This is a genomic window from Pseudorhizobium marinum (assembly GCF_000705355.1).
Taxonomy (GTDB): domain Bacteria; phylum Pseudomonadota; class Alphaproteobacteria; order Rhizobiales; family Rhizobiaceae; genus Neorhizobium; species Neorhizobium pelagicum.
Window position 1 is genome coordinate 1 of sequence record NZ_JMQK01000047.1, and the last position, 10,794, is coordinate 10,794.

Genomic DNA, 10,794 nt, shown 5'->3' on the forward strand with positions numbered 1-10,794 from the left:
AAGAACTGCAGGCGTCGATCGCCTTCTTCCGCGTCGACACCTCGACCGGGAAGAGTGCGAAGGTCGCACCGCTGGCACAGCCCAGGACACCCGGCCAGTCCATGCCCCGTCCGGCCGCTCGTCCAGCGGTCAAGGCGCACAAGCCCGACCAGTCGGTGATGGCACAGCAGGCCCGCGCCAAGGGCTTCGCGCTGGACCTGTCGATGGGCGGTCCGGATTCGGAAGACGCAGACTTCAGGGAGAGCGCATAACCATGACCGCACCATCCGCAGAACTTCAATTCGTCACCTTCAGCCTCGGCGAGGAACTCTTCGCCGTGCCGGTCGGGGTTGTCCGGGAAATCCTCGACCACGAGGATGCCTTCAAGATCCCGCACGGGCCGGACTATCTGCTCGGCCTGCGCGACGTGCGTGGCCAGGGCGTGCCGGTGATCGACCTGCGCCTGCGGCTCGGGATGAGCGCGACGGTGAAGACCCCGCACACCCGCATCCTCGTGCTCGACGTGCCGATCGGCGACAAGCTCCTGGCGCTCGGCCTCGTGGCCGACCGGGTCTACGAGGTCGTGCCGTTCCGGCAGGAACAGATCGAGGCAGCACCCGACATCGGCATCCGCTGGCGTTCCGACTACATCGCCGGCGTCGTGCGGCGCGACCAGAGCTTCGTGGTCATCGTCGATCTCGCCCGGCTGTTCTCCGATGCCGGACCTGCCCTGTCCGGTGTCGCACCGGCCGCCCGTGTGGCCTGATCGGAGACGTTATTTGAGTATCGCAGCGAAGAGCCAGCCTCTCGACGACCGGCTGAGCCAGCGGAATTTCAATCGGCTGGCGAAATACATCTACGACTACAGCGGCATCAAGATGCCGCCCAACAAGGTGACGATGCTGGAGGGCCGGTTGCGCCGGCGCCTTCGGGTCACCGGGTTCGACAACTTCGACGCCTATTGCGATTATCTCTTCGAAGCCGATGGCCTGGCGACCGAATCGCTGCACCTGATCGATTCGGTCACCACCAACAAGACCGACTTCTTCCGCGAGCCGAAGCATTTCGAATATCTGGTCGAAACCGGCCTGCCCGACATCCTGCAGACCTTCGGCGACAGGCGGATTCGAACCTGGAGTTCGGCCTGCTCGACCGGCGCCGAGCCCTATACCATGGCGATGGTGCTTGCCGATTTCCTGGCGGCTTCGGCGCCGGAGCGCGAATTCTTCGTGCTGGCGACCGACCTCTCCACGGAGGTGCTGCAGAAGGCGCACAAGGGCATCTATCCCGCCGACCTCCTGCAACCGGTGCCGGCGGCCATGATGCAAAGATATGTCATGCGCTCGGCCAACCGCCAACGCAACGAGGTGCGGATCGCGCCGCAGCTGCGCTCCCGGGTCGGCTTTGCGCGGCTTAACCTGATGGATGCCTCCTATCCGGTCGGCGACCTGATGCATGTGATCTTCTGCCGCAACGTGATGATCTATTTTGACAAGCCGACGCAGCAGCGGGTGCTGTCGCGGCTCTGCGACTGCCTGTTGCCGGGGGGCTACCTGCTGATCGGACATTCGGAAACGGTCGCGGGTCTCGAGCTGCCGCTTCGCCAGGTTGCCAATACCATCTTCAAGCGCGTGTGAGCTCATGATCAAGAAAATCCGGGTACTGATCGTCGACGACTCCGCCAGCGTCCGGCAGACGCTGACGGCGGTTCTCTCCGCGGACCCGGAAATCGAGGTGATCGGGACGGCGAACGACCCCTTCATGGCCGCCCGCAAGATCCGCGACGACGTCCCCGACGTGATCACGCTCGATGTCGAGATGCCGCAGATGGACGGCATCACCTTCCTGCGCAAGCTGATGAGCCAGCACCCCATCCCGGTGGTGATGTGCTCCTCGCTCACCGAAGCCGGCTCACAGACGCTGATGCAGGCGCTGGAAGCGGGTGCCGTCGACGTGATCCTGAAGCCGAAGATCGGTGCGGCCGACCATCTGGCCGAATGCGGCGAACGCATCCGCACCGTGGTCAAGTCGGCGGCGCGGGCGCAGGTCGGCAAGCTGCGGCGCTACAAGCCCGCCGATGCTCCCAGCGCCAGACTGACCGCCGACGCCGTGCTGCCGCCGCCCAGGGCCGGCGCCATGGCCAAGACGACGGAGATGGTCGTCTGCGTCGGCGCGTCCACGGGCGGCACGGAGGCGCTGCGGGAAATGCTGGAGGCGCTGCCCGCCAATGCGCCCGGCATGGTCATCGTCCAGCACATGCCGGAGAAATTCACCGCCGCCTTCGCCAACCGGTTGAACGGCCTCTGTGCCGTCGAGATCAAGGAAGCCGCCGACGGCGACCCGGTCCTGCGCGGCCATGTGCTGATTGCCCCCGGCGGCGAGAAGCACACCCTGCTCGAGCGTCGCGGTGCCCGCTACCAGGTCTCGGTCCGAACCGGCCCGCTCGTCAGCCGCCATCGCCCGTCGGTGGATGTGCTGTTCCGATCCGCCGCACGCTCCGCCGGCGCCAATGCCATGGGCGTGATCATGACCGGCATGGGCGACGACGGCGCCCGCGGCATGCTCGAGATGCACGAGGCCGGTGCCTTCACGCTGGCCCAGGACGAGGCCACTTCGGTGGTCTTCGGCATGCCGAAGGAGGCAATTGCCCGCGGCGGCGTCGACCGCATCGTGCCGCTCGAGCAGATCGCGCGCGAGATCCTTGCTGCGGACCGCCGGCGCTAGGCTCCAGCACGACCCCTTCATGCTTTGTTAACCATGTTCTGGAACATTGCGCTCAACGGCGTCATGAGGGTGTCCGGTCGGAGCATCAGGCTCGGGGATCGCCTTTGGGGACCGAAATGCCAGTCATCACCTTTGCCAACACCAAGGGCGGCGCCGGCAAGACCACCGCCGTTCTGCTGCTCGCGACCGAACTCGCACAACAAGGTTATCGCGTCACCATTCTGGACGCCGATCCGCAGCAATGGATCACCCGCTGGTACAAGCTGTCACCGCCGAACAGCCTGATCGGCGTGATCCCCTACGTGAACACCAGCACCATCGAGCGCAACATCGCCGACAGCCGCGAGACGACGGATTACTTTATCATCGACCTGCCGGGCGCACGCACCTCGCTTCTGGCCACCGCCATCGGCCTTTCCGACCATGTGCTGATCCCGATCCAGGGCTGCGCCATGGACGCCCAGGGCGGCGCCAATGTTCTCGAACTGCTGCAGTACCTGGAACGGCGGGCCGGCATCCGGGTCGCCCATTCGGTCGTGCTGACGCGGGTCAACCCGATGGTCACCACCCGCGCGCTCCTCGCCGTCAAGGGTCTCCTGGCGCAACGCCAGGTCAATGTCCTGAACACTCCGATCGTCGAGCGCGCGGCCTTCCGCGATGTCTTCGACTGCGGCGGTTCGCTCCACACAATGGACGAGACGCAGGTCAGCAACCTCGACAAGGCGCGCGAGAACGCCCGGATGTTTGCCGACGAGATGGTCATGCGGGTGCCCCTGCCCGTGCGGCAGACGAAGCCGCGCCGCAACCGCCGCGCGGCCTGACGCCTCAAGCCCCCTCGCCGACCCTGATCTGCAGCTTGACGTCCGAGGGATCGCCCTTGGCGGCCCGCTCGAAGGCTTCGATCGACCGGTCGAAGTCGAAGGTCCCGGTGATCAGCGGCTTCAGGTCGACCTTTCCAGACGCGATCAGTTCGAGCGCCCGGTCGAAGATATTGGCGTAGCGGAAGACGGTCTCGATGCGCACCTCCTTGGAGATGGCACCAGCCACGTCGAACTCCACCTTGTGGACCGGCAGGCCGACCAGCACCACCGCACCGCCCGGCCGCACCAGGTCGAAGAGCCCGTCGAAGGCCCGCGGGCTGCCGCTTGCCTCGAACACGACGTCCGCACCCCAGCCGCCGGTTTCCTCGGCGAGGACCTCTGCGAAGGGACGCTCGGTGATGTTGACCGGCACGATCCCCGGATACTGGCCGGCGATCGCCAGCTTCTCGGCGCTGAGGTCGGAGATGAAGACGCGGGCGCAGCCGCCGGCAAGCGCTGCCAGCGCCACCATGATGCCGATCGGGCCGCAGCCGATGACGGCCGCCAGGTCGCCCGGCTTGATGCGGGCGCGCGCCGCCGCCTGCATGCCGATGGCGAAGGGCTCGACCATCGCCCCTTCGGCGAAGGAGACGCTGTCGGGGAGCTTGTAGGTGAAGGCGGCGGGATGGACCGCGTAGGGCGCCAGCACGCCGTGGATCGGCGGCGTCGCCCAGAAGCGCACGTCCGGATCGACATTGTAGAGCCCGAGCTTGGTCGCCCGCGACGACATATTGGGAATGCCGGGCTCCATGCAGACGCGGTCGCCGACCTTCAGGTCTTTCACCTCGGTGCCGACCTCGACCACGGTACCTGCCGCCTCGTGTCCGAGCACCATCGGCTCGCGCAGCACGAAGGGGCCGATGGCGCCGTGGGTGTAGTAATGCACATCGCTGCCGCAGACGCCGACGGTGTGGATGGCGATCTTCACATCCCCCGGACCGACGGCAAGCGGCAGATCGATCTCCCGCAGCGAGAGCACACCCTTTTCTTCCAGAACCAGCGCCTGCATGTCGTAAACTCTCCTTGTCTTGCGCTTTCACAATTAATCCCTGCCGGCGTCGATACCAAGGTAGCGGATGCGAAGCGCCGACAAATATTCATACTCCCGGCAGGGATAAGTTTGCGCCGGCGCCGCAAGCGGTTACAAAAGAAAAAAGACATTCGGGAGGACGCATGCGCGCAGTGATGCAGGAGTTGGAACGGCGCCGGGCGGAGGCACGGCTCGGCGGCGGCGACGCGCGGATCGCCGCCCAGCACGGCAAGGGCAAGCTGACGGCTCGCGAGCGGATTGAAGTCCTGCTCGACGAGGACTCCTTCGAGGAGTTCGACATGTATGTCACCCACCGGGCGGTCGACTTCGGCATGGACGGCCAGAAGATCGCCGGCGATGGCGTCGTCACCGGCTGGGGCACCATCAACGGCCGCCAGGTCTATGTCTTCTCCCAGGACTTCACCGTGCTCGGCGGCTCGCTGTCGGAGACGCATGCGCAGAAGATCTGCAAGATCATGGACATGGCCGTGCGCGTCGGCGCCCCGGTGATCGGCCTCAACGATTCCGGCGGTGCCCGCATCCAGGAAGGGGTCGCCTCGCTTGCCGGCTATGCGGAGGTCTTCCGCCGCAATGCGGAGGCGTCGGGCGTCATCCCGCAGATCTCAGTGATCATGGGACCCTGCGCCGGCGGTGCCGTCTATTCGCCGGCGATGACCGACTTCATCTTCATGGTGCGCGACTCATCCTACATGTTCGTCACCGGCCCAGACGTGGTGAAGACCGTCACCAACGAGATCGTGACCGCGGAAGAGCTCGGCGGTGCCTCGACCCATACGAAGAAATCCTCCGTCGCGGACGCCGCCTTCGAGAACGACGTCGAGGCGCTGGAGGCGGTGCGGCTGCTCTTCGACTTCCTGCCGCTCAACAACCGGGAGAAGCCGCCGGTCAGGCCCTTTCACGACGATCCGTCGCGGCTGGAGATGCGGCTCGACAGCCTGATCCCCGACAGCGCCGCGACGCCCTACGACATGAAGGAGCTGATCACCGGGATTGCCGACGAGGGCGACTTCTTCGAGATCCAGGAGGCCTATGCAAAGAACATCATCACCGGCTTCATCCGCATCGAGGGCGAGAGCGTCGGCGTCGTTGCCAACCAGCCGATGGTGCTCGCCGGCTGCCTCGACATCGATTCCTCGCGCAAGGCCGCCCGCTTCGTGCGCTTCTGCGATGCGTTTTCGATTCCCATCCTGACGCTGGTCGATGTTCCCGGCTTCCTGCCGGGCGTGGCGCAGGAATATGGCGGTGTCATCAAGCACGGCGCCAAGCTCCTGTTTGCCTATTCGGAAGCGACCGTACCGATGGTGACGCTGATCACCCGCAAGGCCTATGGCGGCGCCTATGACGTGATGGCCTCGAAACACATCGGCGCCGACATCAACTACGCCTGGCCGACGGCCGAGATCGCGGTGATGGGCGCCAAGGGCGCCACCGAGATCCTCTATCGTTCCGAACTCGGCGATGCGGAGAAGATAGCCGGACGCACGGCCGAATACGAGGCGCGCTTCGCCAATCCCTTCGTCGCCGCCGAGCGCGGCTTCATCGACGAGGTGATCATGCCGCATTCATCGCGCAAACGCATCGCCCGCGCCTTCGCCTCGCTGCGCAACAAGCAGGTGACGACACACTGGAAGAAGCATGACACGATCCCGCTTTAGGAGGGAACATGCCAAAGGTGTTCGAGTGGCGAGGCTGGCGATTTGAATTCTACAGCCTTGATCGTGATGAACCCCCTCACGTACATATCCGCAAGGACCGCAAGGAAACCAAGATCTGGATCGAGCGACTTGCGATCGCGCGAAACAAGCGTTGTACCGATCAGGAACTCAACGATCTTCTCAAGGTCGTAAGGGATCATCAGCAAGAATTTCTGGAGAAGTGGAATGAGCACTTTGGAAATCGATGACGATCTGCTGGAGCCGAAGGATGCCCGTTGCACGGCCACCGCGCTTGTCGTGGAATTCGCCGATGGGGCTGTCCTGTCGACGCCATTGTGGTGGTACCCGCCGCTTCTCGCTGCAACACCGGAGCAGCGCAACAGGATCGAGCTGTCCCCCTATGGCGTTCACTGGCCCGATCTCGACGAAGATCTGAGCATCGAGGGGATGCTGAAGGGAAAGAAGTATCCCGGCGCCAAGCCGCCGGCGGAGGCGGCTGAATAATGTTGAACGGAGCATCAAAAGGACTTCAGCCTGCGGCAGGTGGAAGACGCCCTTCCTATATTCTCCCCGTCACCCGCTGACGCCCCCGATCAGAAGGACGAATTTTCATGACCGACACCAAATTCCCACCCGAAAACAACCTCCCCGCCGGCTATGTGCCGCCCAAGGTCTGGACCTGGGACAGCGAGAGCGGCGGCGCCTTTGCCAGCATCAACCGGCCGGTCGCCGGTCCAACGCGCGAGAAGGAACTGCCGGTCGGCAAGCACCCGCTGCAGCTCTATTCCATGGGCACGCCGAACGGCGTCAAGGTGACGATCATGCTCGAAGAGCTGCTCGGCGCCGGCCATGCGGACGCCGAATACGATGCCTGGCTGATCCGGATCGGCGATGGCGATCAGTTCGGCTCGGGCTTCGTCGAGGTCAATCCCAACTCCAAGATCCCGGCGCTGATGGATCATGCGCCGAAGGACGGCGGCAAGCCGCTTCGCATCTTCGAGTCCGGTTCGATCCTCGTCTATCTGGCGGAAAAATTCGGCGCCTTCCTGCCGACGGAGACGCGCAGCCGCACCGAAGCGCTGAACTGGCTGTTCTGGCAGATGGGCTCGGCGCCCTTCCTCGGCGGCGGCTTCGGCCATTTCTACGCCTATGCGCCGATGAAGATCGAATATGCGATCAATCGCTACGCCATGGAGGTGAAGCGCCAGATGGACGTGCTGAACCGGCACCTGGCGGAGAACGAATACATGGCCGGCACCGAATATACCGTCGCCGACATGGCGATCTGGCCCTGGTATGGGCGGCTGGCCGAGAAGGACGCCTATAACGACGCGGGCGACTTCCTCTCCGTCGACGAGTATGCGCATGTCCAGCGCTGGACGAAGCAGGTCGGCGAGCGGCGCGGCGTGCAGCGCGGCGCCATGGTCAACCGCACCTACGGCGATCCTTCGAGCCAGTTGCACGAGCGCCACGACGCCGCCGATTTCGACACGAAGACACAGGACAAGAGCGGCCACCAGACGACCGGCCAGGCCTGAGGAGCATACGCATGGCAACCCTGCCCGACATGACGAAACACCGCGGCTTTCCATCCGGCATGCCGGGCACGGGCGTGCAATTCACCATCCGGCGCGCCAATCCGAAGGGGGTGACGCCGATCCGGGCACTGCCACGGCATGCCCGTACGGGCACGAAGGAGCACCGGATCGACGCCGCCTTCCTGCATGCGCTCTGGCATCATTTCGGGAACGAACCCTTCGAACGGGGCAATCTCGATGCCGCCCGCATCAACCTCCTCTTCGGCCGCGAGATCGTCGCGGCCGAGAAGAGTTTCGATCCGCAATCCTACGAAGCCCTACTCGTGATCGACGAGAGGGTGGCGCGGCAGAGCTTTCCGGAATCCTTCGAAGACGTGTTCGAGGTGTGATGCGATGGCAAAAGAACCGCTCATGCCCAAGCATCAGGGCTTTCCGCCGGGCCTGCCGGGAACGCAATGGCAATACACGCTGCGGCGGCCAAACCCCAAGGTGACGCCGCTCACCAACTGGCCTCGTCATCGCACCATGGACCCGACGGTCGCGCTGGCCGACCTCGGCTTCGTTCAGGCGCTCTGGCAGTTCTTCGGCACGGAAGCCTTCGAGCGCGGGAACCTCGATGGCGAACGTCTCTGCCGCCTGTTCGGGCGCGAAATCCTCGCGGCCGAACGCGGCTTCGATCCACAATCCTATTTCGCCAAGCTGAAGCTGAACGAAGCGCTCGCCCGCAAGAATTTTCCGCAAGCATTTGGTGAGGTGAACAACGAGCAGAGCGTCGCGAAGGGCTTGAAGAAAGCGGCCAAGGAATAGCGGTTAAGGGAGCTTGAACCGCAGGGAGTGAATTCAAATGATACGGAAAATCCTCATCGCCAACCGCGGCGAGATCGCCTGCCGGGTCATCAAGACGGCGAAGGCGATGGGCATTGCCACCGTCGCGGTCTATTCGGACGCGGATGCCAATGCGCTGCATGTGCGCATGGCCGACGAGTCCGTGCACATCGGTCCTGCCCCCTCCTCGCAATCCTACATCGTCATCGAGAAGATCCTCGACGCCATCCGAAAGACCGGCGCCGATGCCGTGCATCCCGGCTACGGCTTTCTCTCGGAGAACCCGCTGTTTGCCGAGGCGCTGGAGAAGGAAGGCATCATCTTCATCGGCCCGCCGGTCAACGCCATTCAGGCGATGGGCGACAAGATCACCTCCAAGAAGCTGGCCGCGGAGGCCGGCGTCTCCACCGTTCCCGGCCACATGGGGCTGATCGCGGATGCCGACGAGGCGGTCAGGATTTCCAGCCAGATCGGCTATCCGGTGATGATCAAGGCGTCGGCCGGCGGCGGCGGCAAGGGCATGCGGATCGCCTGGAACGATGCCGAGGCCCGCGAGGGTTTCCAGTCCTCGAAGAACGAGGCGAAAAGCTCCTTCGGCGACGACCGCATCTTCATCGAGAAGTTCGTCACCGATCCGCGCCACATCGAGATCCAGGTGCTCGGCGACACGCATGGCACCGTGCTCTATCTCGGCGAGCGGGAATGCTCCATCCAGCGCCGCAACCAGAAGGTCATCGAGGAAGCCCCCTCGCCGTTCCTCGACGAGGCCACGCGCCGCGCCATGGGCGAGCAGGCGGTCGCTCTGGCGAAGGCGGTCGGCTACCACTCGGCCGGCACGGTCGAATTCATCGTCGATGGCGCCCGCAATTTCTACTTCCTGGAGATGAACACGCGCCTGCAGGTGGAGCACCCGGTCACCGAACTCGTCACCGGCATCGATCTCGTCGAGCAGATGATCCGCGTCGCGGCCGGCGAACGACTGTCCTTCGGCCAGGAGGACGTTCGGCTGAACGGCTGGGCGATCGAAAGCCGGCTCTACGCGGAAGACCCCTATCGCAACTTCCTGCCGTCGATCGGCCGCCTCAGCCGCTACCGGCCGCCGGTGGAGGGCGAGCGCGGCAATGGCACCATCGTCCGCAACGATACCGGCGTCTTCGAGGGCGGCGAGATCTCGATGTATTACGACCCGATGATCGCCAAGCTCTGCACCTGGGGAAAGGACCGCGACGCCGCCATCGAGGCCATGGGCGACGCCCTGGACGGTTTCGAGGTCGAGGGCATCGGTCACAACCTGCCGTTCCTGTCGGCGGTGATGGCGCACCCGCGCTTCCGCTCCGGCAAGATCACCACGGCCTTCATTGCCGAAGAATTTCCCGAGGGCTTTTCCGGCGTCGCACCCGATGCGGCGGCACTGCACCGGCTTGCCGCCATCGCCATGGTTATCCACCAGAGGCTGCAGCAGCGGGCGGCGCAGATTTCCGGCACGATCGGCAACCATCGCCGCGTCGTCGGGAAGGACTGGGTCGTGACGCTGTCGGGCGCCGAGATCGCCGGCCGCATCGAGACTGTTGCCGAGGGAGCCAGGGTCCGCCTTGCCGAGGGTGAACCGCTGTCGGTGGAGACCGACTGGCTGCCGGGCCAGACGCTGGCGCATTTCCACGTCGGCGGCAGCCCGATGGGGGTCAAGGTCGAGCTCAGCGGCACCGCCATCCGGCTGCGCAGCCGCGGCATGGACGTCACCGCCAGGGTCCGCAGCCCCCGCGTTGCCGCGCTGGCCCGGCTGATGCCGGTGAAGCTGCCGCCGGATACGTCGCGGATGCTGCTCTGCCCGATGCCCGGGGTGATCACCTCCGTGCTCGTCAGGCAAGGCGACGTCGTCGAGGCGGGCCAGACGCTGGCGAGCGTCGAGGCCATGAAGATGGAGAACGTCCTGAAGGCGGAGCGCAAGGGTGTCGTCAAACGCGTCGCCGCCACCGCCGGCCAGAGCCTTGCCGTCGACGAGCTGATCATGGAGTTCGAATAGGCCCGGAAAAGGGGGAAGACTTTCTGCAGCGGGTTCAGGAAAATCAACGGCTTGAGAAAAATCAAGGTCGAAATTTTCCACACCGTCAGATTGTGAGGCAGACTGATGCCGTTCCGCTCTCGGATACACCGGCAGGCGT

Annotated in this window: 12 protein-coding genes and 1 pseudogene; 12 read left to right on the forward strand and 1 reads right to left on the reverse strand. The window is 64.7% G+C overall.

Going from position 1 to position 10,794, the window contains the following annotated elements; all coding sequences use genetic code 11:
• From EO99_RS27925 to EO99_RS0125005, 5 genes and pseudogenes are all read left to right on the forward strand, one after another.
• Nucleotides 1-251 (forward strand): annotated as a pseudogene (locus tag EO99_RS27925) (methyl-accepting chemotaxis protein); the annotation flags it as partial.
• A 2-nt stretch (nucleotides 252-253) separates the two neighbouring features.
• Nucleotides 254-745 (forward strand): chemotaxis protein CheW, encoded by a 492-nt coding sequence (locus EO99_RS0124990; RefSeq protein ID WP_029621267.1) that lies wholly within the window; start codon nucleotides 254-256, stop codon nucleotides 743-745.
• A gap of 13 nt (nucleotides 746-758) precedes the next feature.
• Complete coding sequence (locus tag EO99_RS0124995) at nucleotides 759-1,616, forward strand: CheR family methyltransferase (protein ID WP_029621268.1); 858 nt, start codon at nucleotides 759-761, stop codon at nucleotides 1,614-1,616.
• Between the two features lie 4 nt (nucleotides 1,617-1,620).
• Nucleotides 1,621-2,703, forward strand: coding sequence for a protein-glutamate methylesterase/protein-glutamine glutaminase (locus tag EO99_RS0125000; protein WP_029621269.1), 1,083 nt, complete (start codon nucleotides 1,621-1,623; stop codon nucleotides 2,701-2,703).
• A gap of 116 nt (nucleotides 2,704-2,819) precedes the next feature.
• Nucleotides 2,820-3,524: a ParA family protein gene (locus EO99_RS0125005; protein ID WP_029621270.1), complete on the forward strand. Its 705-nt coding sequence runs from the start codon at nucleotides 2,820-2,822 to the stop codon at nucleotides 3,522-3,524.
• A gap of 4 nt (nucleotides 3,525-3,528) precedes the next feature.
• On the opposite strand, the gene EO99_RS0125010 is transcribed toward EO99_RS0125005, so the two are convergent.
• Nucleotides 3,529-4,572: an NAD(P)-dependent alcohol dehydrogenase gene (locus EO99_RS0125010; protein WP_029621271.1), complete on the reverse strand. Its 1,044-nt coding sequence runs from the start codon at nucleotides 4,570-4,572 to the stop codon at nucleotides 3,529-3,531.
• 164 nt (nucleotides 4,573-4,736) lie between these two features.
• On the opposite strand from EO99_RS0125010, the gene EO99_RS0125015 reads away from it, so the two are divergent.
• From EO99_RS0125015 to EO99_RS0125045, 7 genes are all read left to right on the forward strand, one after another.
• Nucleotides 4,737-6,269: an acyl-CoA carboxylase subunit beta gene (locus tag EO99_RS0125015; protein WP_029621272.1), complete on the forward strand. Its 1,533-nt coding sequence runs from the start codon at nucleotides 4,737-4,739 to the stop codon at nucleotides 6,267-6,269.
• A gap of 8 nt (nucleotides 6,270-6,277) precedes the next feature.
• The gene (locus tag EO99_RS27095; protein WP_077067177.1) at nucleotides 6,278-6,517 is read left to right on the forward strand and encodes a DUF4160 domain-containing protein; all 240 of its coding nucleotides are present in this window, start codon (nucleotides 6,278-6,280) and stop codon (nucleotides 6,515-6,517) included.
• Entirely contained in the window at nucleotides 6,495-6,773 is a 279-nt protein-coding gene (locus tag EO99_RS0125025; protein ID WP_029621274.1) for a DUF2442 domain-containing protein, read from the forward strand. Before EO99_RS27095 ends, EO99_RS0125025 begins: the two co-directional genes overlap by 23 nt.
• 107 nt (nucleotides 6,774-6,880) lie before the next feature.
• Complete coding sequence (gene yghU, locus EO99_RS0125030) at nucleotides 6,881-7,807, forward strand: glutathione-dependent disulfide-bond oxidoreductase (RefSeq protein WP_029621275.1); 927 nt, start codon at nucleotides 6,881-6,883, stop codon at nucleotides 7,805-7,807.
• Nucleotides 7,808-7,818: 11 nt separating this feature from the next.
• A complete protein-coding gene (locus EO99_RS0125035) occupies nucleotides 7,819-8,196 on the forward strand; it encodes a hypothetical protein (RefSeq protein ID WP_029621276.1) in 378 nt (125 codons plus the stop codon).
• A gap of 22 nt (nucleotides 8,197-8,218) precedes the next feature.
• Nucleotides 8,219-8,614, forward strand: coding sequence for a hypothetical protein (locus EO99_RS26130; protein ID WP_051680090.1), 396 nt, complete (start codon nucleotides 8,219-8,221; stop codon nucleotides 8,612-8,614).
• A gap of 37 nt (nucleotides 8,615-8,651) precedes the next feature.
• A complete protein-coding gene (locus EO99_RS0125045) occupies nucleotides 8,652-10,655 on the forward strand; it encodes an acetyl-CoA carboxylase biotin carboxylase subunit (RefSeq protein ID WP_029621278.1) in 2,004 nt (667 codons plus the stop codon).
• Nucleotides 10,656-10,794: the final 139 nt, after the last annotated feature.

Bases quoted from the DNA above. Each gene is read 5' to 3' on its own strand.
- EO99_RS0124990 (WP_029621267.1), top strand. From the start codon at position 254: ATGACCGCACCATCCGCAGAACTTCAATTCGTCACCTTCAGCCTCGGC.
- EO99_RS0125000 (WP_029621269.1), top strand. From the start codon at position 1,621: ATGATCAAGAAAATCCGGGTACTGATCGTCGACGACTCCGCCAGCGTC.
- EO99_RS0125005 (WP_029621270.1), top strand. From the start codon at position 2,820: ATGCCAGTCATCACCTTTGCCAACACCAAGGGCGGCGCCGGCAAGACC.
- EO99_RS0125010 (WP_029621271.1), bottom strand. From the start codon at position 4,572: ATGCAGGCGCTGGTTCTGGAAGAAAAGGGTGTGCTCTCGCTGCGGGAG.
- EO99_RS0125015 (WP_029621272.1), top strand. From the start codon at position 4,737: ATGCGCGCAGTGATGCAGGAGTTGGAACGGCGCCGGGCGGAGGCACGG.
- EO99_RS27095 (WP_077067177.1), top strand. From the start codon at position 6,278: ATGCCAAAGGTGTTCGAGTGGCGAGGCTGGCGATTTGAATTCTACAGC.
- EO99_RS0125025 (WP_029621274.1), top strand. From the start codon at position 6,495: ATGAGCACTTTGGAAATCGATGACGATCTGCTGGAGCCGAAGGATGCC.
- yghU (WP_029621275.1), top strand. From the start codon at position 6,881: ATGACCGACACCAAATTCCCACCCGAAAACAACCTCCCCGCCGGCTAT.
- EO99_RS0125035 (WP_029621276.1), top strand. From the start codon at position 7,819: ATGGCAACCCTGCCCGACATGACGAAACACCGCGGCTTTCCATCCGGC.
- EO99_RS26130 (WP_051680090.1), top strand. From the start codon at position 8,219: ATGCCCAAGCATCAGGGCTTTCCGCCGGGCCTGCCGGGAACGCAATGG.
- EO99_RS0125045 (WP_029621278.1), top strand. From the start codon at position 8,652: ATGATACGGAAAATCCTCATCGCCAACCGCGGCGAGATCGCCTGCCGG.